The organism is Nocardiopsis sp. NPDC007018, from assembly GCF_040635075.1.
Taxonomy (GTDB): Bacteria; Actinomycetota; Actinomycetes; order Streptosporangiales; family Streptosporangiaceae; genus Nocardiopsis.
The window spans coordinates 42,998-69,228 of record NZ_JBEYHA010000028.1; the positions used below are offsets into that span (position 1 = coordinate 42,998).

Sequence of the window (26,231 nt, forward strand, 5' to 3'; positions counted from 1 at the left end):
GGCGCCGCCACCACCCGTGGTGCTTCCGGAGCCGGGCGTCCCTGTCTCCCCCTCGGTGACGCGCCCCGACACCCGGTGCGGCCCGGTGCCAGTGGGCCCCGGGCGTCCGGCACGCCCTGCTGCTCCCGGGGCCCGCCGATCGGCGGGCCCCAGGGGGCGTGGGCCGAACTCACTCCACCGGATCGGTCCAGGCCACCTGCACCTGCTCGGCGGGGCGACCCCGGCGCGCCAGCAGGGCCCGGCCCTGGGGGAGGCGGCGGGAGACGACCCCGTTGGCGAGCCGTCCCTCCATCCGGTCGCCGGAGAACAGCACGCCCGGTGTGGCCATGTCGGTGAGGGTCTGGGAGACCGGTTCGTACATCGATCTCGACGCCCCGCCCGTCCGCCGGGCCGTGACCAGGTGCAGCCCCAGGTCGGCGCCCTGCGTGAGCAGGTCCGCCAACGGTGCCAGCGGGTTGTTGCGCCCGGCCACCAGGTCCAGGTCGTCCACGAACACGAACACGTCCAACCCCTCCCACCAGCTGCGCTCACGCAGCTGACGGGGGGTGACGTCCGGGCCCGGCAGTCGCTCGCGCACCAGCCCGGCCAGCTCACCCGCCACGCCCTGGGTCTGTTGGGGACTCGTGCTGTACGCCAGCAGGTACTCCTCGGGCACCAGCCCCAGGTGCGCGCGCCGGTAGTCGACCATCACCACGCCCACCTCGCTGGCCGGGCGCGCGATCACCTGCCGGACCAGGGAGCGGATCAGCGTGCTCTTGCCGCTCTGCGGGTCGCCGAAGACCATCAGGTGCGGGTCCTCGCGGGGCCGGTACAGCGCGGGCCCCAGGTCGCCCTCGGCCATGCCCAGCACCAGATCCGTGCCCTGATGCCGGGGGAGCAGCTCCGTCAGCGGGACGAGGGCGGGCAGCACCCGTACCCGGCGCACCGGCGGGTCCGGCCACCGGGCCGAGAGCCGGGCCACCGCGTCACGCACTCCGTCCCCGAGGTCGGTGTCCTCGGCCACGCCGTCCAGCCGCGGCAGCGGCACCTGGACGAAGGCCTCGTCCGATCTCAACCCCCGGCCCGGCACGTCCTTGGGCATACGCTCGGCGACCTTGCGGCCGAACTGGGAGTCGAACGGGTCGGTCAGGCGCAGCTCGAACCGGCCGCCGAACAGCGACTGCAACTTCGTCCGGACCTGGTTGGCGGCGGAGCTGGTCAGCACCGTGTGCACACCCAGTGACGGGCCGCGCGAGACGATGTCGGTGAGGACGTCGTCCACGTCCGGGTAGGCCTCGCGCAGCCCCGCCCAGCCGTCGATGACCAGGAAGACGTCGCCGTGGGTACCGGAGGGCAGGCGCCCCTCGGCCCGGGCCCGGCGCAGCGCGGCGGAGGAGTCCAGCCTCGCCTGGCGGAAGACCTTCTCCCGCCGGTCCAGCTGGACGCGCACGTCGGCCAGGATGCGCTGCGCCAGCTCCAGGTCGGAGCGGCCCGCCACACCCGCCACGTGCGGCAGTTCGGCGAACGGCGCCAGGGAACCCCCGCCGAAGTCGATGGCGTACACGGCCACCCGGCCGGGCGGGTAGCGCCAGGCCAGACTGGCGATCAGGGTTCTGGCCAGGGTCGACTTCCCGGACTGCGGACCGCCCAGCACCACGACGTTGCTCTCCCCACCCGTGAAGTCGAGGTCGGCCGCGTACTGGCGCTGCTCGCGGGGCAGGTCGGCCAGGCCGATGATCGCCCGGACCTCCTCGGGGGCGGGTTCGTCGGGGGCGCCGTCCGACCCCGTCCGGACCTCGTCCACCCGCTCCAGGAGCTGGTCGAGGGTGAGGACGTCGGGGAGCGGCGGCACCCAGACCGGGCGCACGCGATCGCGCCCCGACTCCACGATCCGGTCCACCGCCACCTGGAGCGTGGTGGGAGCGTCCGCCTCCGGTGCGTCCGCGTCCATGTCCGAGTCCGCCTGCTCCACGGGCCGAACCAGCGACGCCAGCCCGTTGAAGGAGATCAGCGGCAGGACCTGGGGCACCTCCTCGGTCTCCTCCTGGGCGGGCGGCACGTACGGCTGGGAGACCATGGCCGCCTTGAACCGCTCGAACACCGTGGTGTCGACCTTCAGGTAGCCGGAACCGGGCTCGGGCGGCAGGTGGTAGGCGTCGCCCACCCCGATCGCCTCGCGGCTCTCGGACTCCGAGAAGGTCCGCAGCCCGATCCGGTAGGACAGGTGGGACTCCAACCCCTTGATCTTGCCCGACTCCAGCCGTTGGGTGGCCAGCAGCAGGTGCACGCCGATGGACCGGCCGATACGGCCGATGGCCACGAACAGTTCGGCGAAGTCGGGGTGCGCGGTGAGCAGCTCGGAGAACTCGTCGATGATCACCAGCAGGTGCGGGAGCGGCTCCAGTTCGGGCCTGCGGGCCCGCGCCGCCTCGTAGGCGTGCAGGTTGGGCAGGTTCCCGGCGTCCTTGAGTACCTGCTGGCGCCGGTTGAGTTCGCCGAACATGGCCTCGCGGAAGCGCTCCACCAGACCGTCGTCGTCGGCCAGGTTGGTGATGAGCCCGGCGCTGTGCGGGAGCCGGTCGGTGTCGGCGAAGGTCGCGCCGCCCTTGAAGTCGACCAACAGCAGGGCGAGCTGGTCGGGCGGGTGGTTGATCACCAGCGACGCCACCAGCGTGCGCAGCATCTCCGACTTGCCCGAGCCGGTGGCGCCCACCACCAGCCCGTGCGGTCCCATGCCGCCGAACGCCGACTCCTTGAGGTCCAGCAGGACGGTGTTGGCCTCCGGTCCCACGCCGATCGGCACCCGCAGGAAGTCGCCGGTGCCCCGGGGCCGCCAGGCCCGCTCGGTGTCCAACCGGGCGACGTCGGGCACCCCGAGGATCTCGGGCAGCCCCACCGTGGCGTGCATGGTGTCGGAGCTGTCACCGGCGGCCAGCCGCAGTGGTGCCAGGGTCCGGGCCAGGGTGGTGAGCAGTCCGGGGCCGACCCGGTCGAGGGAGCCCTCCAGCGGGGGGTCGTCGTCCGTCCCGAAGTCCTCGCCCGGCCGCTGCGGCGCGCGCTCGCGGTCCTCCCGCAGGGTCCCGTCGGCGCCCACGTACAGCCGGGTGTCCACGTGGCCGGGCTCCTCCCGTCGGTCGCCCACCAGGAACACCAGGTGGATGCCGATGTCGGCCAGTGAGGTCACCGGCGGTTCCGCCGCGAGTCCGGACAGGGTCGCCTGGAACTCGCCGTCGACGAGCACCACCAGCCGCTGCGTACCAGGTCCGGGAGGAGCGCCCCGCCTGCGCTGCATGTCGATGGTGCGCTGCTCGATCTCGGCGGTCAGCAGCTCGGTCATCTCCACGGTGTGCCCCGCCACGAGCCTCGCGGGCAGCGGGCCGTCCCGGGCGCCGTCGAAGGTGTTGTGGGGCAGCCACTTCACCCAGTCCCACTCCGACGTCAGCCGCTGGTGGCGCACCACCCCGAGCCGGACGTCCTCGGCGGCGGTGAAGGTCACCAGCTGGGCCGCCAGGGCACGGGCCACCTGGCGTCCGGCGGCGCGGTCGCCGACCACCGAGACCACGCCGCACTCGCGCAGCCGCAGCACCAGGGGCTGCTCGGCCACCTCCGAGTACAGGTCGACGATCTGTTCGGCGATGCCCTGGCAGACCGGGTCGTAGACGATCAGCGGATTGGTGCGGTCGATGTTCAGGTTCAGCCGCCGGGCCAGCGGCCGGGTGCCCTCACCGACGCGCAGATCCAGGAAGTCGGGGTCGCCGGGGCGGCGCTCCCACCGCCGCGCCGTGAGCCGGGCGGTCTCCTCCAGCAGGTGCGGCTCCGGGTGCCGGAACAGCGCCGCGGCCCGTTGGAGCCCCGCCACCTCGCGCACGGTCTCGCGCAGGTGGTCCAGGTAGTCGAGGTAGCGTTCGCGCTGTTCCCGGATGCGCTTGCGCGGCCCGTTGCGCTGGGCGACGAACATGACGATGCCGACCGCGACACTGGCCAGCATGATCATGGCCCCGGCCACCGCGAACAGCGGCCGGTTGCCCAGGGTGATGGTCATCATCAGCGAGCCCGACCCGGTGATGATCGGCATGATGATCATCGCCGAGGAACTCGCCGCCGGGGGGTTCTCCGGTAGCTGCGGCGGGGTCGCGATCACCAGGGGTGTCCGGCCGGGGTCCGGGACCGCCGTACGGGCGGGCCGATGAACCAGCGTCGTCGTCACTGGCACCTCTCCTGTCACGTGCGCCCGGTACGCCGGGAACGCACTCTTGCTACCGTGATGATCCCGCGCCCCGGCGGTGCCGGACAACCGGTGTCACCGGGTCTGTGGACAACCGGGCCACGGCCCGGTGAGATCCTCGCGCGGGGTCTGCGGTTCGCACCCGCCCCCGGGCGGCCGCGCGCCGATCACGACCGACGACGAACGCGGGGAGCCCCAGGTGAGCGGATACTGCCGGGTCACGGTGACCGGACCGGATCGGTGGGCCGACCTCGTCCTGCCGGGAGGGGTGTCCGTGGCGGCGCTGATGCCGCAGGTCGTGCGCGTGTGCTCCCCGGCGGACGACGGCCTGCGGTCCGCCCGCTGGAACCTGGTCGCCGTGGACGGCACCCCGATCCCCTCCGAGGGCTCGCTCGTGGAGGCGGGCGTGCGCGACGGCGACGTCCTCCTGCTGGACCGGGTGACCGCGCCGGACCGCCCGTCCTTCGTGGACGACGTGCGCGGCACGGTGGAGGACCGCGTCGACGAGCGCGCGTGGCTGTGGAAACCCACCACCACGCTCGGCTTCGGGCTGTCCCTCGCCGCCCTGGGGCCGCTGCTGGTCATGGTCGCCCTGGTCCTGGTCCGCTCCTCGCCGCTGGACCTCGCGGTGTCCGTCCTCGGGTTGCTGACGGCGCTGGGAGCGGTGTGGCTGGCCGGTTCCCGCGACCTTCCCGGTGTGGCCCACGCCGCGCAGGCCGCCGCCTGCGGCTGGGGCGCCCTGACCACCGTGCTGGCCGTCCTGGGTGTGGGCGCCACGGCTCCCACGCCCATCGTGACCGTCCTGTTCGCCTGCTTCGGGGCGCTGGCCGCCTCGGTCGGCGGCTGGGCGCTGGCCCACCGCCTGCTGCCCTACCTGGCCGGGCTGAGCGTGGTCACCGCTTCACTGGTGCTGCTGGTGGGGCTCGGCCTGTTCACCGACGGGCCCATGGCGGTGCGCCTGCTCGCCGTCCTGCTGGCCCTGGGCATCGGGGTGCTGCCCCGGATGGCGCTGGCCCTGGGCGGCCTGTCGGGGCTGGACTACGAGGTGCGCCAGGTGGGCCAGACCGACAACCAGCGCTTCGAGGAGAGCCTGGCCAACAGCGACCGCATGCTGACCGGCACCATCCTGGGGGTGTCGGTCGCCGCGACGCTCTCCGTGGGCCTGCTGGCCCTCACTGGTGACGGGCGCCGCGACCTGGTTCTGGCCGCCCTGGTCTCGCTCGCCCTGCTGATGCGGTCCCGCCTGTTCGACCGGGTGTCCCACGTGCTGCCGGTCCGCCTCACCGGTGTGCTGGGCCTGGCCGTGACCGGGGTGGCCGCCACGACGGCCCATCCCGCGCTGGCCGGGGCGCTGCCCGCCGTGGCCCTGGTGGCGTGCGTGGCGGTGGCCGCGCTGAGCGCGATCCGTCTGACCGACGTCCCCCGGGCCTCGCTGCGCCGCCTGCTCAACGGTGTGGAGATCGCGGTGGTCGCCGGGATGTGCGTGGCCGCCGTCTGGTCCCTGGGCGTGTACGAGGCGGTCTCCACCGTCCGCATCGGCGGCTGATCGACGCGTGAGAGGCGGGGGCACAGGGCCGATCCTCTCTCAACCGTTCGTTCTGGCTCCGGGAGCGTAGTAGTTGCGCACACCATTGAAGTAGTCGTTGACGGGGTTCTTGCCGGGTTCGCCCAGTTCCAGACCGACGTCCTCTTGCAGGTTTTCGAGCGTGGCGTAGTTTCCCGTGGCGTTCCTGTCTCCCATGTGACGGATCACCTCGATGGCCGCCTCCTCCTTCTCGCCGTCGAATTCGGATCTGAGTAGGCCGCTCTCCTGGAGAGTCTCGATATCGATCAGATCGCGGTCCAGCATCACTCTCAGGAGTTGGTTCTGGGCGTGTTGGATGGACTGTGGACCGTAGTCCACGATGTCCTTCACGGGCACTTCGTTGCCTTCGTTCTCCGACCGCCACTGTTCCAGGTGGGCGTCCTTGGCGGGATGTTCGTGGAGACGGAGGAGGCTCTCCCCGACGAAGGCCAGTCCGGGGCCCGCGATCGGGACGGAACCGAGGGTCGCGTTGTTCAGGGCGACCCCGATGTTGAACCCCTCCTGCCACCGAGCGGCCGCTTCGTCCTCCGCTTCCTGGCGGTCCCCGTTCGGTCCTCGAACTCGTGAATCATCGCGTCGTGGATGATCGTCCGCATGCCCCCCGTGGTGTTGCCGGCGTTGCGGAGCGCTTCGGGGTGAGGGCTGTCGAGGGCGGCGTTGATGATGTCGATCTCCAGGGCCTCGATCGAGGAGGTGACGAAATCGGCGCTGTCGACGTCGGCTATGAGAAGTTGGACGAATCGCTCCTTGGTCGCGTCATCGATGAACAGGGCCTTGTCGGAGGGCTCATGCAACAGCAGGCTCGACGGACCGGACTCGATGGTGTCGTAGCCGCTCGATTCGGCGTGCAAGGTGAGGTCCGCTAGATAGGTCAGATAGATCCCGGTCAGGCTTTCGGCGATTTCGGGATTGACCTCGGTGACCGCGAGTTGGTAATTGGTGTCGCTCTGGTGTTGGGTGTCGTGGAAGGGGCGGTCGTCCGCCTCTCCCGCCAGCGTCTCCATCAGACCGACGGTGGCGTCGCCGGCCATCTGGGCCTGCCCCGGTGTCCCCTTGGCGAATTCCGTGATCCAGTCGGTGAGACCGGCGACGGCCTCCCCGTCGTCGCGCCAATCGTGGGAGTACAGGCCAGCGAGCGCGTCCCGGTTCTCCCCGAAGTCGGGCATGTGCTCGGACGCGTAGCGGGAGTCCTCCACGCGGGCGGCGGGATGCTCGATGCCGCCCGTGAGAACGGCGTGGTTGGCGCTCTCGTTGCGGGTGGTGACCTCCAGGAGGGAGCCGATGGCGTCCTCCCGGTCCTGCGTGATCGCCAGGTCGTTGTGGCCGAGGTGGTGTCCCGTGCTCAGGGTGACGTTCGCGGAGAACTCCGTGCCGCCGTGCAGGCCTGGATCGGAGTGCTGGAGGAGCCGGGCGAAGTCCTCGGCGTCGGCCAGCCAGTTCAGGGAGCGCACGCCTTTGGCACGGCTGTCGAGCAGCCCGCGTTCGCGCCAGTCCTCCACAGGGAGTCCGTTGGCGAAGTCCCGCACGCGCTCTGGCAGGAGGTACTGGCCGCCGCCGACCCCCTCGTCGGAGAGGGTGAGCAGGCCGTCGGCGACTCCCGCCGCGAAGGCGTCGCGCTCGGCCGAACCCCAGTCAGGCCCCTCGTCCCCCTCCAACCAGGGCATCAGGTGCACGAGACCGTTCGGCGTCATCTCGTCCAGCTCGCCGTAGAAGGTCCGGAGGAACTCGATCTCCTCCTCGCTCAGCCGCGGGGCGAACCTGCTCATCTCGTACGGTTGTCCGATACGTGCCTGGTTGGCCGTCTGGAGCAGCGCGGCCTTGGCACCGACGGCGCTGAGGGCGGCGGCGATCTCGTGGAAGCGCTCGTCCGGTTCCCGCCCGCCGTTCAGGTACTCGTCCATTTCCCCGGCCATCACCATGGCCTCCCTCTCGGAGAGGGGAAGCGGCACGTCCTCAGTCACACCGAGGATGTTGTGCGCGCCCCCAACCGAGGACTCCCGCCTCCACCAGGGTCCTCAGGTGGTGCGGCTCGGGTCCGTCGTCGAGCATGGCGGCGCGTTCGCGCGCCGTGTCGACCAGGGCCTCCTTGAGCTCGATCCCTCGCCGGTCGAAGTCGTGGAGGAGGTTGCGGGCCGCCGCGTCGAAGCGAGGGATCTGTGATAACACGGCGGTGCTGAGGGCCCCGTCGGAGCCGGACAACAGCGGATACTGGCTTTCGAGGTTCGCGAGGCGGGACGCGTAGTCCCGGATGAGGTCGGCGCGTTCGGAACGGAAGTCGTAGACGTCGTCGAGCCAGTGCCGGGCGACGCCCGCCGCGTAGGTCAGCACCATGCAGGCCCTGCGCCACTCCTGTTCGTTGTAGGAGGCGGCAGAACTGATGTCCTCGCTGACGAGATCACTGAACTCCTTCGCCGTTCCGGTGAGCGCCGTGTGTTCGGCGCCGGCGTCACCCAGGATTCGGAGCGCGAGATGCCAGGAGGCCCGGCACAGCTCGCTCAGCCGGACGGTGTCGACATCGGTGTTGGGAGGGGTGAACTCGAGGGAGCTGGGGGATTCGGCCGACGTGTGGCGCATGTCCGTCGTTCCTTCGTTGCCTGGGGGCGGGAGGAGTGAGGGGAGCACGAGCGGTGGGGAAAACAGTGGTCACTGCAAGCGGTGATCCGGAGGGGGCACCTCGCGGTTGATCTCCCGGAGTATGTGGGAGGTGTCGTGGTCATGGGTGCCGTATCCGTGGGGGTCGAGAGTGGGGTGACGGAAGCCCAGCCCGGCCTCGAAGTCGGTCGTGGATATGCGCTCGCCGGCCGCTCTCGCGTTGCGTGCGATGGTCGTTCCGTTCTCCTCGACCGTCCGCACGGCTTCCTTGTGTTCGACGAAGTAGTCGGAGAAGGCGCCGTTGATCCTGGCCTCCACCGAAGCCTCGTCGAGGAGTTCCGCCCTCGTCTCGAAGGCGTGCGTGACCCCGTCCAGGGCGCCGCTCACCCGTTCGGCGATCCGTGCCGCCGCCTCCACCGCCTCGGGGTTGGCCGCTACCTCTGAGTCCGTCATGGTCCACCTCTCGTCGCTTCCGGGGCCCGGGAACGGGCGTCGGGGGAGGGAGCGTCGATCGTCCTCATCGTGGAAGGTGCCGGTGCTCCGTGTGACGCGGACGAGGGCTCCGAGGATGAGAACCTGTCCTGTTCCGGTCACTTGGCGCCTTTGTCGCCCTTTCGTGTTGACAGTGGTCGCGACCTTCACTATTTTCCGGTTCGAGTCGTGATCTGTGACCGGGAACGGACCTCCCCCGAACTCACGGATCGAGCGCCCCTGAGACCGGCGTCGAGCACGGGCCAGGGGGATTCGAGGGGAGAAGGACGGACACATGACGAACAACGTCGGCACGGAGGAGACCACCACCCTGTCGCAGGGCGGGTCGCGTCTCGACGAGCAGGGCGGCGGCCTCAACGACCGTATGCGTTCGCTGATGGCGGTCCTGGACCAGGACAGCCAGGCTCTCAAGGGCAGCGCCTTGGGCGCTTACCGTCAGGGGCAGGCCGAACTCGTGACGGGCTTCAAGGCCCTCACCGACTGGTGCACCAAGTACGGGGTGAACCTCAATCTGGGCCAGGAGAGGATCAACTCCACCGACGCCAAGAGCGAAGAGGACTTCGCCCAGGCACAGTCCGAGCTCAGCTATCTGAGCCGGAACATCTGAGCGGCCGACCGAGACGGTACGGGTCACCAACGCGGGGGAGGACACGTCATGAGTGTGAACAAGTACGAGGTCGGCGCCGACATCGACCAGCTCGACGAACTGAGCGCTGACCAGCGCCACTACCTGGGGCTCTTCCAGGCGATCATGCAGGAGATCGACGGCCAGGCCAAGGAGACCGTCAGCAGGTTCGAGGGCGGTAACGAGGCCTTCCAGGCGAGGGCGGCCGAGTTCACCAGCGCCTTCGAGATGACCAACCGGGGCTTCTCCAAGATGATCGACGCCGTCGACGGCACGGTGGACGGCTACCGGGACACCAAGCGTTACCTCGACAACCTGTTCGAGTGAGCTCCCCCTACGGCACCCAGGGTGTGTCGGGGGCCCCGCCGCACCAGCGGCCCCCGGCCCCCGGACCGGGGGAGCGCCCCGAACCCCCCGCCCCCACCCCGCTCCCCGAAGCGTTCCAGACCACCCCCCACACCGAGCGCTACGTCCTCCAGGCCGACGCCCTGCGGCGTCGGCAGCTGCGTGCCGCCCTGCTGTACGGTTCCAGCCGCTACTGGCGCCAGCGCCACCACGTGTGGCCCTCCGTCGTCGTCGGCCTGATCGTCGCCGCCGTCCTGGCGGCGGGGATCGTGGTCTACGGAGCCTTCCAGACCCAGCGCGAACTCAACGAGCAGCGCGGGCATCAGACCCAGACACAGGACCCGAACACCCCGCTCGTCCCCCAGGAGCGACAGCCCGCGGGCCCGGACCAGACTCCCTGACCCGTCTTCCGCACCCCGAAGGACACCCCCGTGACCCTGCACGCTGCTCCCTCCGTGCCCCTCTCGACGGACGAGGCGGCGGTCCATGCGGACGCCTTCGACGCGATGGCCTCCTCCGTCGGGTCGGCGCTCCTGGGTAAGTCCGAGGTCGTGCGGCTCTCCCTGGTCGCCCTGCTCTCCCAGGGGCACCTGCTGTTGGAGGACGTCCCCGGTACCGGCAAGACCACCCTGGCCCGCGCCGTCGCCTCCACCGTCGACGGGGTCTGGCGGCGGGTGCAGTTCACCCCCGACCTGCTGCCCTCGGACGTGACCGGGGTGACCGTCTTCAACCAGGCCACCCGGGAGTTCGAGTTCCACCCCGGGCCGGTCTTCGCCAACGTCGTGATCGCCGACGAGATCAACCGCGCCTCCCCCAAAACCCAGTCCGCGCTGCTGGAGGTCATGGAGGAGGGCGCCGTCACCGTGGACGGGGTCCGCCACACGGTCCCCGCGCCCTTCCTGGTGGTGGCCACCCAGAACCCCGTGGAGATGTCGGGCACCTACCGGTTGCCCGAGGCCCAGCTGGACCGGTTCCTGATGCGGCTGACCGTGGGATACGCCGACCCCGCCGCCGAACTGGCCATCATGCGCGGCGACCGCCTCACCTCGCCGGACGCCCTGCCCGCCCACACCGACGCCGAACGGATGGAACGCGTGCGCCAGGCGGCCCGTCGTGCCCACGTCGACGACGCCGTGTACGAGTACGTGCTGCGCGTGGCCCGGTCGACCCGCGACCACCCCGCGCTCAGCGTCGGGCTGTCCACCCGGGCCACCGTCGCGATGGCGCACACGGCCCGGACCCTCGCCCTGGTCTCCGGGCGCCCCTACGTCACCCCGGAGGACGTCAAGACCCTGGCGCAACCGGTGTGGGCGCACCGACTGGTGCTCTCCCCGGAGGCATCCGTGGGCGGTCGCACCGGTGTCGACGTGCTCGACGAGATCCTGTCGGCCACCCCGGCCCCCCAACCGGGACAGCCGGGGGCGACGGCGACCCGCTGATGCCGACCACGAGGGGATGGCTGGTGGCCGTCGCGGGGGCGTCACTGCTCGCCGCGGGCATCCTGTCCGACTACCAGGAACTCGCCCTGCTCGGTGCCCTCGCGCTCCTCGCGGTGACGGCGGCGACCCTGTTCGCGGGCCGACCCGCCGCCGTGACCACGACCCGCTCACTGCCCGGAGGGACCCGCACGACTCCGGGACGCTCCGTGCGGGTCCACATGCGGGCGCGCAACACCGGCCGCCGGGGCGTGCGGATCAGCGAACGGGTGGTCGGCCCGGACGGGGAACACGACGTGCCCCTGGCCCCGCTGCGGGGCGGCGGCTCCGGGGGGTCGGACTACTGGCTCCAGCCCCTGCGGCGCGGCCTGATCGAGCTCGGCCCCCTGCGGGCGGGCCGCTCCGACCCCCTCGGCCTGGCGCGGAGCACCCGCACCCACGGTGGCACCGACCACGTGTGGGTCCATCCCACGTGGCAGTACCTGAGGGCGGTGCCGGTCGGCAGCGTCGCCGACCCGGACGGCGAGGTCGACGGAGCGAAGGCCGGCACGCTCACCTTCCACACCCTGCGCGACTACGCCCCGGGCGACGACCTGCGCCATGTCCACTGGCGCAGCTCCGCCCGCCTGGACCGACTCGTCGTACGCGAGTACGTCGACACCTCGCAGACACGCCTGTGCGTGATCGTCGACGACCGGGCCGCGTCCGGTGCCGACGAACGGCTGGACGAGGTCGCCGGGGCCGCGGCCTCGCTGTTGGCCACCGGGGTACGGGCCTCGCTCCACTGCGAACTGCGGTTGGTCAGCGGACGCGGCAGGGACAGCGGGGGTGGTCTGCCCCCACTGCTCGACCTGCTCGCCGAGGCCGCTCCCACCACCGCAACGGACCTGGCCGACGCCCTCCACCTGGCCCGCGGCCGGAGCCAGGGCGACACGGCCATCCTGGTCAGCGGTACCGCCGACGCCACGGACCTGCGTCTGTTCGGCCAGTTGTCCGACCGCTACCCCAGCCTCGTCGCCGTGGTCGTCGGCCAGCGGGTACCGCCTCCCGCGCCCGACTCCGTCAGGCTCGTCGCCGCGGCGGACGCGGCGTCCTTCGCGGATCGCTGGAACGAGGCACCATGGCCACGATGACCGCCCCCGCCCCAGAAGGGGTCGCTCCACCCGGTCGCCCGGCCCCCTCCTTCCCGGGAACGCTCCCGGCCCGCGCGGGCCTGGTCCTGTCCACCGCGGCGGGCGGGGTCGTGGTCTCCGCCTCCTACGCCTCCTCCGGTGTCCTCCTGGCCGTGCTGGCGGTGTGCTCCGCGGTGTCGGTCGCGGTCGCGCTCCTTCTGCGGGCCCGGTACAGCGCGCTCCGCGCGGTGCTCACCGGTGTCCCCCTGCCGCTGGCCGGTGTGGTGGCCGCCGCCGCGTGGGTCCCGGGGGAGGGGGACGGTGTTCTGCTCGGGGCGGGTGAGGCGCTGCTGCACTCGGGGGCGCGCATCCTCACCAGCACGGCGCCGACCCCGCTCACCGTCGACACGCTCGCCCTTCCGCTGCTCGCGACCTGGGTCACCGGCACCGCCACCGCCCTCGCCTGGCGGGCCGAACGCCGAGGGCTGGCCCTGCTGCCGGGCCTGGTGCTGCTCGTGGGCGCCGTCGTGCTCAACGGTCCGGTCGCCCCGCCCGGGTTCGCCGCGATCGGCCTCATCGGCGTTGCGGCGGTCCTCGTCATGACCACGCGGTCGGCAACGGCGACGGGCGGCGACACGGGTTCACCGGCCCTGGGCATCCAGGTGGACCAACGCCCCGCCGGCCCCTCCCCGGTCCGCGACGCGGCCGTCACCGGTCTCCTCTGCCTCCTCACCGCGACACTGGCGGTGTTCGCGGGGCCGGTGCTGCTCTCGGGCTGGACCGCCGAACCCGGCGATCCGCGCGCCGTGCTCGCCCCGCCGATGGACCCGCAACAGGCCCGGAACCCGCTCAGCTACCTCCCGGGATGGGCCGCCGAACCGGACCAGCCGCTGCTCACCGTCGAGTCCGACCAGCCCGTCGAACTGCGCTGGGTGGCGCTCGCCGACTTCACCGGCACCACCTGGCTCCCCGAGAGCGGGTACCGCAACGCCGACCGGGTCCTGCCCGCGCCGGTCCCGCCGCCTCCCGGAGCGGACGGCGACGTCACCGCGCGTGTCAGCGTGGGCGACGACCTGCCCGGCAGTTGGGCACCGGTGGTGGGCGCGCCGCGCCGGGTCGATCTCGACTCGCTCGGCTACGACGCCCTCACCGGCACCGTCGTCACCAGGGACGGCGCCGTCGCCGGACGCGACTACGAGGTGGTCGGCACGGTGGCGGACTGGTCGGGGGTCGACCTGTCGGGATCGGCCCCGCCGGTGGGCGACGTGTACGAGCTCTACCGGGAGCTGCCTCCGGGAGCTCCGCCCATCCTCGACGAGGTCGTCGCCGAGATCGCCGCCGAGGGCGACTACCACCACCGCGCCCGGGCCATCGCCGACTACCTGCGCGACTCCCACACCTTCGATCCGGAGTCCGCGGGCGGGCACGGCTACGCGCACGTCGACGCGGTCCTGGCCGCGCCCGGGGACCGGGGCGGCTCGGGGACCTCGGAACAGTTCGCGAGCGCCTTCGCCCTGCTGGCACGGGCCGCCGGGCTGCCCAGCCGGGTGGCGGTGGGGTTCGCGCCCGGGACGGACCTGGGCGGCGACGTGTACGAGGTACGCACCGGTGACGCCTACGCGTGGGGTGAGGTGTACTTCGACGGGGTGGGCTGGGTACCCTACCACGTCACTCCCGGCGGGCGGGACGAGGCCGGTGCCGACGAGTCCCCCGAGAGCGGACCGGAGGCGGACGAACCCGAGGCCGGAGAGCTGGACGCGTCCCCCGCCACCGAGGACGGGGAGTCCGAGCGGACCCGAAGCGACGAGTCGCGTGCGGTCCCCCTCGTGCTGGCCGGCGCGGCCGGACTGCTCGCCCTGGTCCTGGCGGTCCCCGTGGTCCGGTTCGGGCGCCGCGCCGCACGCCTGGACTCGGGGCCCCCGGCCCCGCGGGTCCTGGGGGCCTGGCGTGAACTGCGCGACACGCTCCGACTGGCCGGGGCCGTCCCGGAGGCCGGGGCCACCGTCACCGAGACCGTGGCGGCCGCGCGCGCCCTGGTTCCGGACGCCCCGCCGGACCGGCTCGACCGCCTGGCCGGAGCGGTGAACAGCGTCGGCTTCGGCGGCGGGGTCGGCGTCGACGACCGGGTGGCAGGGGAGGCCGGGCGGGCCGTGCGGGACCACCAGCGCGCGGTGCGCGGGTCACGGCCCCGGGCCAGGAGACTCACCTGGTGGTTCGACCCCCGGCCACTGGTGTGGCGTGACGCTCCCGGGCGGGACCGGCAACGGAGAGGACGCCGATGAGCGGCGAGGAACGGCACGACAGGCTGGCACCGGGGTTCCACTCCCCGGAAGTCCTGTACCGGGGGGCGGCCTCGACCGTCTACCGAGCGCGGCGCGACGGCGACGGGGCTCCGGTCGCCCTGAAGGTCATGCGCGACGACGCGGGCGCCGGTGAGGTGGACCGACTGGTCGAGCTGTCCGGGGTCGCGGGGCTGGTCCGGGCCGTGGGCGGGGGGCGCACCTCGTCCGGTCGGGCCTTCGTCGCGATGGACCTCCACCCGGAGGGGGACTACGCGTCCGCCATGGCGGACCGGGGGCCGCTCCCGGTCGCGGAGGTCCTGGCCGTGGGGCGCGCGGTGGCGGAAGCGCTCGCCGCCCTGCACGAACGCGGGCTGCTGCACCACCGGGTCGAGCCCGCCAACGTGCTGCGCGCCCCGGGCGGGGCCGTACTCGCGGACGTCGGCGGTGTCCTGCCGGTGGAGGGCCGCGCGGAACCCGTCGGACTGGACCCCGTCGCGGTGGCGTACGCGTCCCCGGAGGCGTTGGGCGGCCGACACCCCCTGACCCCCGCCTCCGACACCTACCGGCTGGGCGCGGTGCTCTGGGCTCTGCTCGCCGGGCATCCGCCCTTCGCGCGCGGGCCGGGCGAGGTCGGTGACCCGTTCGCCTACCGGGAGAGGGCCCTTTCGGAGGGCCCACCCCGATTGCCGCGCGCCGACCTGCCGGGGCGGCTGCGGGCGCTCCTGGACCGGGTGCTGTCCCGCGACCCGGACCGTCGGCCGAGCGCGGCCGAGCTCGCCCGCGACCTGGCCGGGGAAGGGGCCGGGGCGGGGGAGGGGGCGCCCTCGGAGCCCGGAGGGCCGGCGGGTGCGCCCGCCGGTGCCGGGCCGGAACCCGAGACGACCGACACCGCCGCGAACCCCTGGGGCGTGCCCGGCGCGGTCGCGGTACCGGGTGGTGCGGGCCAGCGGGCCGCCGCCGGGGACGCGGGACGGGAGCCCGACGCCCCCGCGTCCCCCGCGCACTCGGAGCGTGCCCCGGAGCCCTCCGCCGCCGAGGGGCCGCCGCCCGTGCCCTCCGCGCCAGCCAACCCGTGGGGTGTGCCCGGCGCGGTCGCCGGTCCCGGCGACGCCACCGGCGCGACGGTACCGGGCGCCGTGACCACCCCCGCCGCACGCGAGACCACACCGACCCCGCCCGGCGACGTCCAGGGCGACTCCGGCGGTCCTTCCGGCCCTGAGCACGCCGCACAGGCCGCCTCCCACTCATCGGAGGGCGACCACGGGCCGGGTTCGCGACCCTCCGGCGACGCCGGTCCCGCTCCGGCCTCCGCGGCGAGCCTCCTGGCGGACCATCCCGAGATCGCCTGGGCCGCCCTGCCCGGCTGGGCGGGGACCTCCGCCCCCGCAGCGCGGGCGGTCGACGATCCCCCCGCGCCCCCGGAGGGGGCCGGGACCGAACGGACACCCCACCGGGAGCCGACCCCGCCGACCCCGCCGGAGCCGCCGCGGCTCCAGGAGGTCGGTGCCCGTCCTCAGGGGCCCGCCGCGCGGCGCCCGCTGTTCATCGGTGTCACCGTCGTCGCGATCGCCCTCGTCGCCGTCGCCCTGGGGGCGGTCGCGATCCTGCGCCCGAGCGCCGGGGGCGACCTCCTGCGCCAGCTCCGACCGGACGCCGTCGCCTCACCCGAGGCCGCGCGGACCCCCGGCGACACGGCCGAACCTTCCGGAACCGGAGGAGAGGCCTCCGGCGACACGGCGCCCCCGGCGGGGCTGGTCGAGGACGCCGCGCCCGGCGGCGTCACCCTGGACGACGCCGGGCACACCGTGACGGTGAGCTGGACCGACAACTCCGACCCTGCCGCCGCCCACCAGGTCGTCGGCGGGGTCGTGGGGGAGACGCCGGGCAACCTCGCCGACGCCGAACCCGGTTCCGGGCAGGCGCGGGTCAGCGGTCTCGACCCGGGCCGGGAGTACTGCTTCATCGTCATCGCGGTGCTCAGCGTGGACGAGATCGCCCCCTCGGAACAGGTGTGCACGGAGCGGACCTCCGCGTCCTGACTGAGGCCCCCGGTCCCGGGACGTGCTCAGTGCCCCCGGTCCACCCACTCCTGGAGGTGCGGGGCCTCCGCCCCGATGGTCGTGGAACCGCCGTGGCCGGTGTTGACGACCGTCTCCTCGGGCAGGGTCAGCAGGCGGGTGCGGATCGAGTCCACGATGGTCGGGAAGTCCGAGAAGGACCGCCCGGTCGCCCCCGGCCCGCCCTGGAACAGGGTGTCGCCGCTGAACAGCACACCGAGTTCCGGGGCGTACAGGCACACCGCCCCCGGCGCGTGCCCCGGGGTGTGCAGGATGGTCAGGTCCGTGCCGCCCACCCGCACCGTCTGGCCGTCGGCGAGGTCGCCGTCCGGCGCCCGGTCCGGGTGGGTCATGTCCCACAGCACGCGGTCACCGGGGTGCAGCAGGATCGGGGCGCCGGTCGCGTCGGCCACGGCCGGGGCAGCGTTGACGTGGTCGTTGTGGCCGTGGGTGCACAGCACCGCCACCACCCGGCGACCGCCCACCGCGGCGACGATCGCCTCGGCGTCGTGCGGGGCGTCCACCACCACGACCTCGTCGTCGTCACCCACCAACCAGACGTTGTTGTCCACCTCCCACGAGCCGCCGTCCAGGGTGAAGACCCCGGAGGTGGTCAGGTGTTCCACTCGCGTGTCACTCACAGTCGCACCACCGATCGCAGTACCTCGCCGCGCTCCATGCGGGCGAACGCCTCCTCGACGTCACCGAGCCCGATCTCCTCGGTGACGAACCCGTCCAGGTCCAGCCTGCCCTGGGTGTACAGGTCGACCAGCATGGGGAAGTCGCGGGAGGGCAGGCAGTCCCCGTACCAGCTGGACTTCAGGGCCCCGCCGCGACCGAACAGGTCCAGGAGCGGCAGGTCCAGGCGCTGCTCCGGAGTGGGCACCCCCACGAGCACCACGGTCCCGGCCAGGTCGCGGGCGTAGAAGGCCTGCTCGTAGGTCTGGGGAAGACCGACCGCGTCGATCACCACGTCCGCTCCGAAGCCGCCGGTCAGTTCGCGGATCGCCTCCACCGGGTCGGCCTCCCGGGCGTTCACGGTGTGGGTCGCGCCGAACCCGCGCGCCCACTCCAGCTTGCGCTCCTCCAGGTCGACGGCGATGATCCGGGCTGCCCCGGCCATTCGGGCCCCGGCCACGGCCGCGCTCCCCACGCCCCCGCAGCCGATCACCGCCACCGAGTCGCCCCGGGTCACCCCGCCGGTGTTGACGGCGGCGCCGATGCCCGCCATGATCCCGCACCCGAGCAGCCCCGCGGCGGCGGGGGAGGCGGCGGGGTCGACCTTGGTGCACTGACCTGCGGCGACCAGGGTCTTCTCGGCGAACGCGCCGATGCCCAGGGCGGGGGAGAGCTCGGTGCCGTCCAGCAGGGTCATCCGCTGGTCGGCGTTGTGGGTGTCGAAGCAGTACTGGGGCCGACCGCGCCGACACGCGCGGCACTCTCCGCACACCGCCCGCCAGTTGAGGACGACGAAGTCGCCGGGTGCCAGGTGGGTGACTCCGGTGCCCACGGACTCGACGACCCCCGCGGCCTCGTGGCCGAGGAGGAAGGGGTACTCGTCGTTGATGCCGCCCTCACGGTAGTGCAGGTCGGTGTGGCAGACCCCGCAGGCCTGGACCCGGACCACGGCCTCGCCGGGGCCGGGGTCGGGGACGACGACGGTGGTGAGTTCGACGGGTGCGCCCTTCGCGCGCGAGATCACACCCTGGACCTGTTGGGACATGCGTGCACTCCCTGAACCTCGTGGCCGCCGGTGCCGGAGGGCACCGTCTCCGGTCACCCTGCCGCACCGTCCGCACGCGTGTCCATCATCGGGTCCGGCACGGCTCCCGGGAGCGTTCCGGCGCGATCCAGGCGTTCCGCCCGCCCCAGACCAGCAGGGCCGGAGGAAGTCCACCAGCGCGGCGGTCGGCTGGTCCGCGCCCGCGCGCGGCCGACACGTGTCAGGGGGCGGCGCCCCATGGAACGGGCACCGCCCCCTGACGATGGTTCACCCGGTGAGTGACGCCGAACGGGGAGACGTCCTCACGGTGCGGTCAGCGGGTGATGTCGTCGGGACCCCGGCCGGGTCCGTGTTCGAACGCGCGCCGGGGCTCGTCCCGGGGGACCGGCGGGTAGGAGGGGCGGTCCTCGCGGGGCACCGTGCGCGTGCCGATCTGGGCCCCCGCCGCCAGCAGCACGCCGGTGACGGCGTCCCGCAGTTCCGGGAGCATCGCGTAGAGGACGTCGCCGGGGCAGGCAGTGGCGTTGAAGTCCCGGTGTCCCAGGATCGCCTCATGCGGATTGAGGCCGTAGGCACCGCACAGCCAGGCCAGGGTGGCCACCAGGGAGTCGGTCAGGGCCTGGGTGGGCCCCTCCTCCATGTAGGTGCCCTCGTTCTCGATCCCCACGCACGTGCTGTTGTTGTTCGCCACGTGGGCGCCCACGCAGTGGCTGCCCTCCCGGACGGCGGGGACGGCGCGGTCCCGGCCCTCCATCACGTGGCCGCCGCGGCTGATGGTGAACTGCTGGCCCGCGTCGGCCCAGCCGTTGCTGTCCATGTGGAAGTTCTGGATGGACCTGGACAGCGCCAGCGCGTGCGCCTCGGAGTGGTCGGTGGCGTTGGGGGTCGCGGTGTGGTGCACCACCACGAAGCTCGGCGGTGTGGCCAGGACCTGGACGGGGGTGGTGGGCGGCCGGGCGTTCCAGTCGGCGCGGAAGTACATCGCCGGTTCGGCGGCGGCGCCGGTTCCGACGGAGGCGTGCGCCGTGGAGACGCCGAACGCGCCTCCGGCCAGCGCCGTGCCGGAGGCGACGGCGGCGCCCCGGAGGACGGCGCGTCGGTCGGGGCCGTGTGGGTACGGCATGGGGGTCCCTTCTGCGTAGGAGCCGTGACGTGCCCGTTCACCAGAACATGGCGGACTCGCGGTACGCAAAGGGTCACTTGGGAGTTTCCGTTGTCCGGTACCGGACAGGAGGGGACCCGGTTCTCCTCTGGTATCAGAGTGTCCCCGGAGGTAGGGGAGGGCCCCGTGGCCGGTGTGGCGGGTCAGGAGACCCGGGCGGGCTCCTCCGCGGCGCCACCGGCGCCGTCCGGGACGGCCGTGCGGGCGGCGGGGTCGGTGAGGCGCCCGGTCCGGTGCAGCCACCAGTCGGCGGGCAGCGTGCCCAGCGGAGGCACTGACGCGGCCAGGGCGACCAGGGTCGGCCACACGCCCCAGCGCAGCCGGTAGGCGGCGGCCAGGGTCAGCACCACGTACACCATGAACGCGCCGCCGTGCACCGGCCCGAAGATCTGGACGCCCAGCTCACTGCCGCTTCCGAGGTACTTGACGTACATGCCGACAAGGAGCCCGGCCCAGGTGAAGGCCTCGAAGACGGCCACCACGCGGAAGGCTCGGGCGGTCAGGGCGGTGATGCTCAACGGTGTTCCTCGGGCTCGTCGCGGGGTGGTGTCCGGGGTCCCCGGGCCGCAACCAGGCTAGGTCACCTCCGGCGGTACGCGTTCTCGGGGTGGGGTCACAGGGGTGGTGTCCGAGTACAGCTGGACGGTTGACACCGGCCCCCGGGCGCCCCGAGACTTGCCGCGAACCCCAGCGGGAACGGCGATGGCGGACGGAGTGCGGATGAACGGGATCACCGGTGCTGTGGCGGTCGTCACCGGAGCCGCCAGCGGCGTCGGGCGTGCGGTCGCCGCCGACCTGGCCGCGCGCGGCGCCCGGGTCGCGGCGGTCGACGTCGACCGCGACGGCCTCGCCGGGACCGTCCGGGCCGTGGAGGATGACGGGCACACCGTCCGGACCCTGGTCGCCGACGTCACCGACACCGTCCGCGTGGAGTCCCTCTTCGATGAGGTCGAGGCGGAGCTCGGGCCGGTGGACACCGTCGTCAACGCGGCCGGAACCCTCAGCACCGGACCCCTCGCCGACTGCACGGACCAGGACTGGAACCGGATGATCGCGGTCAACGCCACCGGTGTCTTCGCCGTGGGGCGGGCCGTGGCCCGGCGGATGGGACCCCGTGGGCGGGGGACCCTGGTCACGATCGCCTCCAACGCCGCCGGGGTGCCCCGGTCCGGCATGGCCGCCTACGCCGCCTCCAAGGCGGCGGCCGTAGCGCTCACCAAGTCCCTGGGCCTGGAGTTGGCGCCCCTGGGGGTGCGCTGCAACGTGGTCTCGCCCGGTTCCACCGACACCCCGATGCTGCGCGCGATGACGGGCGACACCCAGGCGCTCGTGACCGGTGACCCCGAACGCTTCAAGGTCGGCATCCCCCTGGGGAGGCTCGGCCAGACCGAGGACGTCGCCGCCGCCGTGCGCTTCCTGGTCTCCGACGCGGCCCGGCACATCACCATGCACGAGCTGTACGTGGACGGCGGAGCCGCGCTCCGCTGAACCCCCGTCCGCGATCCGAGCCGCCGTCGCGGGCCGGACATCGGCCCACGCTCGTTGCGCTGGTCCGGTCACGGGGGGCGACCACCGGGTGGTCGCTCAGGGAGCGCGGCTTCGTACGCGAGGGGACCTGCGGGGTCGACGGGTACCGGCTCCCGTGGCACCTCCGACCTCGACCACCGCGAGGTGGAGGAGTAGTGTCGCTCGGATGCGCGTCCACGTTCGCTGCCCGGTAGACGACGATGAACTCTCCCGCCTGCACGTCGAGGCGTTCGGCCACGCTGACTCCCCGGTGCCGTGGTCCGAGCGGTTGGAGCGCCACAGCCGCTCCTGGGTGGTGGCCGAGGACGAGGGCAGGGCGGTGGGGTTCGTGCACGCGGTGTGGGACGGGGGAGCGCACGCGTTCCTCCTGGACACCGCCGTCGCCCGGAGTCATCGGCGCCACGGGGTGGGGAGGGCGGTCGTGGCCGCTCTGGTGGCGGATCTGCGGAGTCTGGGAGTCGAGTGGCTCCACGTCGACTACGAAGCCCGGCTGGAGCCCTTCTACGAGGCGTGCGGTTTCGGTCGCACCCGGGCGGGCCTGCTCAGGCTCTCGGAGTGAGCGGGTCCGGGGCGGTGGCCCCCGTACGGGAAGGGGGCGGCGGTGGCCACCGCCGCCCCCTTCCGGCGTCTCAGTTTCCGGCGTCTCAGTGCGCCGGGACCGCTTCGGGTTCCTGACCGGCCTCGGAGCGTCGGACCAGGAAGGTCGCGAAGAACGCCAGTGTGGCGATGGCCGCCCCCAACAGGAAGGCCACGTGGATACCGCCCGCCTCGGCGGCGACCGCCTCCACACCGTCACCCAGCCGGCTCGCGGCCACGGCCGACATCACCGCGATGAACGCGGCCGTCCCGGCGGCGCCCGCGACCTGCTGCACGGTGCCCACCACGGCGCTGCCGTAGGAGTACAGCGAAGGTCGCAGGGACCCCAGCGCACCGGTGAGCAGCGGGGTGAACATGAACCCGAGCCCGGCACTGAGCGCCATGTGCGCGGCGACCACGTAGCCGATGGGCGTGTCGGTACCGAAGAGGGTCATGCCCCACAGCACCAGGGCGACCACGCCCGCACCCGGTGTGACCAGCGGGCGCGGCCCGAAGCGGTCGTACAGCCGACCGACGAACGGCGCCAGCAGACCCATGAGCAGTCCGCCGGGCAGCAGGGTGAGGCCGGTCGCGAGCGTGTCGTGTCCGAGCACGTTCTGCATGTACAGCGGCAGCAGAATGATCGTGCCGAACAGCGCCATGAAGCTCACCAGCACCAGCGCGATCGACACCGAGAACTGGCGGGACTGGAACACCCGCAGGTCGAGCAGAGCGCGGTCCTCGTTCTGGAGCCTGATCTGGCGCCACACGAACACCACGAGCGCGGCGGCGCCCACCGCGAGGGCCGCCCACGGCGGGATCGCGGCGTCGGGGTCGGCCGCCTTGCCCAGGCTGGAGAAGCCGTAGACCAGTCCGCCGAACGCGAAGGCGGACACGATGACCGAGGGCACGTCGATGCGGGCGGCGCGCGGCTCGGTGACGTTGCGGATGAAGGCCGCGCCCAGGCCGAGGGCGAGCAGCGCGATCGGGAGCACCAGGCCGAACAGCCATCGCCAGTCCAGCACGCTGAGGATCAGCCCGGACAGGGTCGGTCCGACCGCGGGTGCCACCGCCATGACGATGGAGATGTTGCCCATGACACGGCCCCGGCGGTCGGCGGGGACCGTGTTGAGGATCGTCGTCATGAGCAGCGGCATCATGATCGCGGTGCCCCCGGCCTGCACGATCCGGCCGAACAGCAGGATGGCGAAGTTCGGGGCCAGGAAGCAGATCAGGGTGCCGATGCTGAACAGCGTCATCGCGGCGATGAACACCTGCCGCAGGTGGAACCGTTGCAGCAGGAACCCGGTCACGGGGATGATCACGGCCATCACGAGCATGAAGGCCGAGGTCAGCCACTGTCCGGTGGACACGGTGATGCCGAGGTCGCGGTTGAGCTCGGGCAGGGCCACACCCATGATCGTCTCGTTGAGGATGACGACGAAGGCCGAGACCAGGAGAAGCGGGATGACGAGTCGGGTCGCGCGCGGGTCCGCGACCTCGTCGGAGGTGGGTGTGTCGGGTTGCCTGCTCACGTACTTCCTTGCGCGCTCGAGATGGCCTGGATCAGGGGGAAGGGCGGGGTGTCGGTTGTGCCGACGAACGGTCAACCCCGCTGGTCGCGGCGGTATTCCGGGACGAATGGTGTGCATCCTCCGGGAACGCCGCAGCGGCTTCCAGACTAGGCGACGGTACGTCCCGTCTCGCCTGGTTTTTCGCGCGTGTGAGTGGGTTCGGGGGCCTGGTGTGTGTCTCCGCTCACCGGGGCGAACGCGTCGGTGGGGTGCTGCGTTCGGGCCGTCAGGCCAGGAGCCGGTCGAGCTGGTCGCCCAGGGTCCGTTCGGCCTCCGCCGAGGACAGCCCGCCGATGAGGACGCGCAGTGACAGGCCGTCCGCGGTGGCCATGAGGGCGCGGGCGGCCTCGCGCGGGTCGGGGAGGTCGGGGGCGAGCCGGGCCAGCAGCCGGGTGGCCTCGGCCTCCTCGCCGTCCTTGGCCTCGGCCAGCAGTGCCGCCAGGGCGGGGTGGTGGACCGCGGCGGCGACGTACTGGTGGAAGACCGACACCCCGGCGCGCGCCGTCTCCGCGCGCGGGATGGGATGGCCGACCAGCTCCCAGAGCGCCTCGCGGTCGTCGACCCCCTCGGTGGCGTCGGCGTGGAGGCATTCCGCGCCGCCGAGCATCGCCACGAGGCTGGCCCGGATGAGTTCGTCCTTGCTGTGGAGCCAGTACTGGATGCGTCCGACGGAGACCCCGGCGGTCGCGGCGACGTTGCGCATGGACACCGCGCCCATACCGCTCTGGGCGATCACTCCCCACACGGCGTGGAGGATCTCGGTCCGTCTCGGGTCACTGTCCGCGCTGCTCATGGCCGCAGTCTATCCCAGGGTCAATACGACTGTATTGAGATGTGTGTAGACTCGGGGCGCGGGGTCAATACGATCGTATTTATCGGAGGGGTCATGAGTGATCGAACAAGCCGCCGTCCCCGGCGCCGCCAGGTGCTCCTGGCTCTGGGAGCGCTGCTGGTGGCCTGGCTGGTCGTCGACAAGGCGGTCGCGATCCTCGCGCCGGAGGCCACCGTGGGGCACTGGCGCAGCCAGGAGGGCTACGGGGCCTACCTCGACGCCTACCAGGACGTGATGGCGACCCTGCCCGCGCCGACCCGGACCCACGACGTCATGACCGAGTACGGCTCCGCGCGCGTCTACGAGTGGGCGGCCGACGAGGAGGGGAGCCGGGGCGGGGACGCGGCTCCGGTGATGTTGGTGCCCGGGATCAGCTCCGGGGCGCCGATGTGGGGCGAGAATCTCGTCCACTGGATCGGCCAGCGCACCCTGTACGCCATGGACGCGATCGGCGACGCCGGGATGTCCACGCAGTCGGTGCCGTTCGGCTCCTTCGACGACCAGGGGGCCTGGGTGGAGCAGGTGCTCGCGGGGCTGGAGCTGGACCGCGTCCACATGGTGGGCCACTCCTTCGGAGGGGCCGTCGCCACCGTCCACGCCCTGGAGCACCCCGGCCGGGTGGCCTCCCTGACCCTGCTGGAGCCGGTGATGGTGGTGCGCGGGATGCCCGCCTCCACCTACCTGTGGTCCTCGCTGCTGCTGCTCCCCGTACCGCAGTCGTGGAAGGACCGGGGTATGGCGGAGATCGGCGGGATCACGGTGGAGGAGGTGCGCGAGCGCACACCGATGTCGGTGATGATCGACGAGGGGTCGCGCCACCACTCCTCGGCCACCTTCGTGCCGCGCACCCTCACCGACGAGGAGTGGCGTTCGATGCGGATGCCGGTCCGGATCGACCTGGCCGGCGACAGCTCCCTCGCGGGAGGGGAGGAGGCCGCGGACCGGGCCCGGGAACTGGGCAGGGAACCCGTCACCGTGTGGCCCGGGACCACCCACTCCCTGCCCATGCAGGCGGCCGAGGAACTCGGGACGGAGCTCCCCGCGTACTGGGCCGCCCACGACTGACCGCCCGGTGACGCGCCTCGGGGACCCGGAGGCGCGCCGCGTCAGCCCGCCAGTCTGCTCCGAAGTTCGGGCACGCCGGGGCCCTCCACCCGGTCCAGGTAGGCGGGTCTGCCCGCCATGAGCATGACGAGCGCGAGCTGGGGCCCCTCCACCACGGGCAGCCCGGGGTCGTTGGCGGTGAACTCCGCGTCGGTGGCGCGCAGGTGCAGACCCTTCACCTGGGACCTGCTGTTGACCGCGAAGTCGCGGGAGGCGTAGAAGCGCGCCACCGCGGCCACGGCCTCGGGCGCGGGCTCGCGCCCGATCCCCAGCGGATGGCGGATGTCCTGCCCGTGTACGACCAGCTCGCCGAGCCAGGGCGCGGTGTCGCCGGTGGGCAGCCGGACGGGCTCGCCCCCCTCGGAGCCCAGAGCGGCGAACCGGGCCAGGGTCTCTTCGGGAGTGGCCCGGGCGAAGCGCGCGATCTGCCTGCGGTTGTGCACGGCGGGGCGCAGGCCCGCGCGCAGGATGGAGGCGATCCAGGCGAGCTGGCCGGTCGTCATGCCCGCGCCGAGGTGGGCGGTGACGTCGTGCACGGTCCACTCGTCGCACAGGGAGGTGCGGTCCCACTGTTCGGGGGTCAGTTCACGCAGGTCGGCGACGATCTCGGCGTGTTCGGTGGCCAACATCGGCCGTAGTCGGGAGGTGTCCATGCGCGCACCCTACGGTGCGGGTCGGACGGTTCCGGGGAACCCCGCCGGGGACCGGCGCCTGCGATCGTCGGCCGTGCTCAGGGGGTGGGCGCCGTCTCGGCTGCGCCCCGGGGACCGGCGCCCGCGGTCGTCGCCGACGCCCTGGTCCGGGGTGTGGCCACGGTCCACCCCGACCGCGCCGTGCCTACCTCCCGCGCACTCACCACCTGGCGCGGACGCCTGGGCCACTGACGGGCGGTGCCCGCTCGCGCCGAGTCGCGGATCGCCCGGATCGGGTTCTCCAGGGTGTAGTCGCGCATGACCACCCCGGCCTCGATCATCCGCAGGACGAGGTCGGTGGAGCCCAGCTT

23 protein-coding genes and 1 pseudogene are annotated in these 26,231 nt (G+C 72.8%); 11 read left to right on the plus strand and 13 right to left on the minus strand.

Going from position 1 to position 26,231, the window contains the following annotated elements:
- Nucleotides 1-169 precede the first annotated feature (169 nt).
- Nucleotides 170-4,063, minus strand: a complete 3,894-nt coding sequence (gene eccCa, locus ABZ635_RS16915; RefSeq protein WP_357765648.1) for a type VII secretion protein EccCa — start codon at nucleotides 4,061-4,063, stop codon at nucleotides 170-172.
- A gap of 340 nt (nucleotides 4,064-4,403) precedes the next feature.
- Here eccCa and eccD point away from each other — a divergent pair, with 340 nt between their 5' ends.
- The gene (eccD, locus tag ABZ635_RS16920; protein ID WP_357765586.1) at nucleotides 4,404-5,750 is read left to right on the plus strand and encodes a type VII secretion integral membrane protein EccD; all 1,347 of its coding nucleotides are present in this window, start codon (nucleotides 4,404-4,406) and stop codon (nucleotides 5,748-5,750) included.
- A gap of 39 nt (nucleotides 5,751-5,789) precedes the next feature.
- On the opposite strand, the gene ABZ635_RS16925 is transcribed toward eccD, so the two are convergent.
- The 4 genes from ABZ635_RS16925 to ABZ635_RS16940 form a co-directional block, all read right to left on the minus strand.
- Nucleotides 5,790-6,119 carry a hypothetical protein gene (locus tag ABZ635_RS16925; RefSeq protein ID WP_357765589.1) on the minus strand — a complete coding sequence of 110 codons (330 nt, stop codon included), beginning with the start codon at nucleotides 6,117-6,119 and terminating at the stop codon, nucleotides 5,790-5,792.
- 143 nt (nucleotides 6,120-6,262) lie between these two features.
- The gene (locus tag ABZ635_RS16930; RefSeq protein ID WP_357765592.1) at nucleotides 6,263-7,750 is read right to left on the minus strand and encodes a hypothetical protein; all 1,488 of its coding nucleotides are present in this window, start codon (nucleotides 7,748-7,750) and stop codon (nucleotides 6,263-6,265) included.
- Nucleotides 7,743-8,363: a hypothetical protein gene (locus ABZ635_RS16935; RefSeq protein WP_357765595.1), complete on the minus strand. Its 621-nt coding sequence runs from the start codon at nucleotides 8,361-8,363 to the stop codon at nucleotides 7,743-7,745. Before ABZ635_RS16935 ends, ABZ635_RS16930 begins: the two co-directional genes overlap by 8 nt.
- 69 nt (nucleotides 8,364-8,432) lie before the next feature.
- Nucleotides 8,433-8,834: a hypothetical protein gene (locus ABZ635_RS16940; protein ID WP_357765596.1), complete on the minus strand. Its 402-nt coding sequence runs from the start codon at nucleotides 8,832-8,834 to the stop codon at nucleotides 8,433-8,435.
- A 313-nt stretch (nucleotides 8,835-9,147) separates the two neighbouring features.
- Between ABZ635_RS16940 and ABZ635_RS16945 the strand changes: the two genes are divergently transcribed.
- The 7 genes from ABZ635_RS16945 to ABZ635_RS16975 are packed head-to-tail and all read left to right on the plus strand — an operon-like array spanning nucleotide 9,148 to nucleotide 16,712.
- Entirely contained in the window at nucleotides 9,148-9,480 is a 333-nt protein-coding gene (locus ABZ635_RS16945) for a hypothetical protein (RefSeq protein ID WP_357765599.1), read from the plus strand.
- 48 nt (nucleotides 9,481-9,528) lie between these two features.
- On the plus strand, nucleotides 9,529-9,825 hold the full coding sequence (locus tag ABZ635_RS16950; protein ID WP_357765602.1) for a hypothetical protein: 297 nt from the start codon (nucleotides 9,529-9,531) through the stop codon (nucleotides 9,823-9,825).
- The gene (locus ABZ635_RS16955) at nucleotides 9,822-10,244 is read left to right on the plus strand and encodes an ABC transporter permease (protein WP_357765605.1); all 423 of its coding nucleotides are present in this window, start codon (nucleotides 9,822-9,824) and stop codon (nucleotides 10,242-10,244) included. The genes ABZ635_RS16950 and ABZ635_RS16955 overlap by 4 nt, the downstream gene beginning before the upstream one ends.
- A gap of 30 nt (nucleotides 10,245-10,274) precedes the next feature.
- Entirely contained in the window at nucleotides 10,275-11,282 is a 1,008-nt protein-coding gene (locus ABZ635_RS16960) for a MoxR family ATPase (protein WP_357765607.1), read from the plus strand.
- The gene (locus ABZ635_RS16965) at nucleotides 11,282-12,412 is read left to right on the plus strand and encodes a DUF58 domain-containing protein (protein WP_357765610.1); all 1,131 of its coding nucleotides are present in this window, start codon (nucleotides 11,282-11,284) and stop codon (nucleotides 12,410-12,412) included. The genes ABZ635_RS16960 and ABZ635_RS16965 overlap by 1 nt, the downstream gene beginning before the upstream one ends.
- Entirely contained in the window at nucleotides 12,400-14,673 is a 2,274-nt protein-coding gene (locus tag ABZ635_RS16970; RefSeq protein WP_357765613.1) for a transglutaminase-like domain-containing protein, read from the plus strand. Before ABZ635_RS16965 ends, ABZ635_RS16970 begins: the two co-directional genes overlap by 13 nt.
- Nucleotides 14,670-16,712 (plus strand): protein kinase, encoded by a 2,043-nt coding sequence (locus ABZ635_RS16975; RefSeq protein WP_357765615.1) that lies wholly within the window; start codon nucleotides 14,670-14,672, stop codon nucleotides 16,710-16,712. The genes ABZ635_RS16970 and ABZ635_RS16975 overlap by 4 nt, the downstream gene beginning before the upstream one ends.
- 26 nt (nucleotides 16,713-16,738) lie before the next feature.
- On the opposite strand, the gene ABZ635_RS16980 is transcribed toward ABZ635_RS16975, so the two are convergent.
- The 4 genes from ABZ635_RS16980 to ABZ635_RS16995 form a co-directional block, all read right to left on the minus strand.
- A complete protein-coding gene (locus ABZ635_RS16980; RefSeq protein WP_357765618.1) occupies nucleotides 16,739-17,371 on the minus strand; it encodes an MBL fold metallo-hydrolase in 633 nt (210 codons plus the stop codon).
- Nucleotides 17,368-18,453 carry an S-(hydroxymethyl)mycothiol dehydrogenase gene (locus tag ABZ635_RS16985; protein ID WP_357765621.1) on the minus strand — a complete coding sequence of 362 codons (1,086 nt, stop codon included), beginning with the start codon at nucleotides 18,451-18,453 and terminating at the stop codon, nucleotides 17,368-17,370. The genes ABZ635_RS16980 and ABZ635_RS16985 overlap by 4 nt, the downstream gene beginning before the upstream one ends.
- 313 nt (nucleotides 18,454-18,766) lie before the next feature.
- Nucleotides 18,767-19,576 carry a peptidoglycan recognition family protein gene (locus ABZ635_RS16990; protein ID WP_357765624.1) on the minus strand — a complete coding sequence of 270 codons (810 nt, stop codon included), beginning with the start codon at nucleotides 19,574-19,576 and terminating at the stop codon, nucleotides 18,767-18,769.
- Between the two features lie 182 nt (nucleotides 19,577-19,758).
- Complete coding sequence (locus tag ABZ635_RS16995; RefSeq protein ID WP_357765627.1) at nucleotides 19,759-20,133, minus strand: DUF3817 domain-containing protein; 375 nt, start codon at nucleotides 20,131-20,133, stop codon at nucleotides 19,759-19,761.
- A gap of 202 nt (nucleotides 20,134-20,335) precedes the next feature.
- Here ABZ635_RS16995 and ABZ635_RS17000 point away from each other — a divergent pair, with 202 nt between their 5' ends.
- Complete coding sequence (locus tag ABZ635_RS17000; RefSeq protein ID WP_357765630.1) at nucleotides 20,336-21,103, plus strand: 2,3-dihydro-2,3-dihydroxybenzoate dehydrogenase; 768 nt, start codon at nucleotides 20,336-20,338, stop codon at nucleotides 21,101-21,103.
- Between the two features lie 205 nt (nucleotides 21,104-21,308).
- Nucleotides 21,309-21,701: a GNAT family N-acetyltransferase gene (locus ABZ635_RS17005; RefSeq protein WP_357765633.1), complete on the plus strand. Its 393-nt coding sequence runs from the start codon at nucleotides 21,309-21,311 to the stop codon at nucleotides 21,699-21,701.
- 85 nt (nucleotides 21,702-21,786) lie between these two features.
- On the opposite strand, the gene ABZ635_RS17010 is transcribed toward ABZ635_RS17005, so the two are convergent.
- Together ABZ635_RS17010 and ABZ635_RS17015 are read right to left on the minus strand one after the other, a co-directional pair.
- Nucleotides 21,787-23,253: an MDR family MFS transporter gene (locus tag ABZ635_RS17010; RefSeq protein WP_357765636.1), complete on the minus strand. Its 1,467-nt coding sequence runs from the start codon at nucleotides 23,251-23,253 to the stop codon at nucleotides 21,787-21,789.
- Nucleotides 23,254-23,518: 265 nt separating this feature from the next.
- The gene (locus ABZ635_RS17015) at nucleotides 23,519-24,085 is read right to left on the minus strand and encodes a TetR/AcrR family transcriptional regulator (protein WP_357765639.1); all 567 of its coding nucleotides are present in this window, start codon (nucleotides 24,083-24,085) and stop codon (nucleotides 23,519-23,521) included.
- 93 nt (nucleotides 24,086-24,178) lie between these two features.
- Here ABZ635_RS17015 and ABZ635_RS17020 point away from each other — a divergent pair, with 93 nt between their 5' ends.
- Nucleotides 24,179-25,189: an alpha/beta fold hydrolase gene (locus tag ABZ635_RS17020; protein WP_357765642.1), complete on the plus strand. Its 1,011-nt coding sequence runs from the start codon at nucleotides 24,179-24,181 to the stop codon at nucleotides 25,187-25,189.
- Nucleotides 25,190-25,230: 41 nt separating this feature from the next.
- Here the strand turns inward: ABZ635_RS17020 and ABZ635_RS17025 are convergent, their stop codons facing one another.
- Both ABZ635_RS17025 and ABZ635_RS17030 read right to left on the minus strand, forming a co-directional pair.
- Nucleotides 25,231-25,881, minus strand: coding sequence for a maleylpyruvate isomerase family mycothiol-dependent enzyme (locus tag ABZ635_RS17025; RefSeq protein WP_357765645.1), 651 nt, complete (start codon nucleotides 25,879-25,881; stop codon nucleotides 25,231-25,233).
- Between the two features lie 242 nt (nucleotides 25,882-26,123).
- A pseudogene (locus ABZ635_RS17030) lies at nucleotides 26,124-26,231 on the minus strand (proteasome accessory factor PafA2 family protein); the annotation flags it as partial.

Coding starts and splice junctions, on each gene's coding strand:
- ABZ635_RS17015 (WP_357765639.1), bottom strand. CDS start 24,085: ATGAGCAGCGCGGACAGTGACCCGAGACGGACCGAGATCCTCCACGCC.
- ABZ635_RS16975 (WP_357765615.1), top strand. CDS start 14,670: ATGAGCGGCGAGGAACGGCACGACAGGCTGGCACCGGGGTTCCACTCC.
- eccCa (WP_357765648.1), bottom strand. CDS start 4,063: ATGATCATCATGCCGATCATCACCGGGTCGGGCTCGCTGATGATGACC.
- ABZ635_RS16935 (WP_357765595.1), bottom strand. CDS start 8,363: ATGCGCCACACGTCGGCCGAATCCCCCAGCTCCCTCGAGTTCACCCCT.
- ABZ635_RS17000 (WP_357765630.1), top strand. CDS start 20,336: ATGAACGGGATCACCGGTGCTGTGGCGGTCGTCACCGGAGCCGCCAGC.
- ABZ635_RS16940 (WP_357765596.1), bottom strand. CDS start 8,834: ATGACGGACTCAGAGGTAGCGGCCAACCCCGAGGCGGTGGAGGCGGCG.
- ABZ635_RS16950 (WP_357765602.1), top strand. CDS start 9,529: ATGAGTGTGAACAAGTACGAGGTCGGCGCCGACATCGACCAGCTCGAC.
- ABZ635_RS17005 (WP_357765633.1), top strand. CDS start 21,309: ATGCGCGTCCACGTTCGCTGCCCGGTAGACGACGATGAACTCTCCCGC.
- ABZ635_RS16990 (WP_357765624.1), bottom strand. CDS start 19,576: ATGCCGTACCCACACGGCCCCGACCGACGCGCCGTCCTCCGGGGCGCC.
- ABZ635_RS16985 (WP_357765621.1), bottom strand. CDS start 18,453: ATGTCCCAACAGGTCCAGGGTGTGATCTCGCGCGCGAAGGGCGCACCC.
- ABZ635_RS16970 (WP_357765613.1), top strand. CDS start 12,400: ATGGCCACGATGACCGCCCCCGCCCCAGAAGGGGTCGCTCCACCCGGT.
- ABZ635_RS17020 (WP_357765642.1), top strand. CDS start 24,179: ATGAGTGATCGAACAAGCCGCCGTCCCCGGCGCCGCCAGGTGCTCCTG.
- ABZ635_RS16945 (WP_357765599.1), top strand. CDS start 9,148: ATGACGAACAACGTCGGCACGGAGGAGACCACCACCCTGTCGCAGGGC.
- ABZ635_RS17025 (WP_357765645.1), bottom strand. CDS start 25,881: ATGGACACCTCCCGACTACGGCCGATGTTGGCCACCGAACACGCCGAG.
- ABZ635_RS16965 (WP_357765610.1), top strand. CDS start 11,282: ATGCCGACCACGAGGGGATGGCTGGTGGCCGTCGCGGGGGCGTCACTG.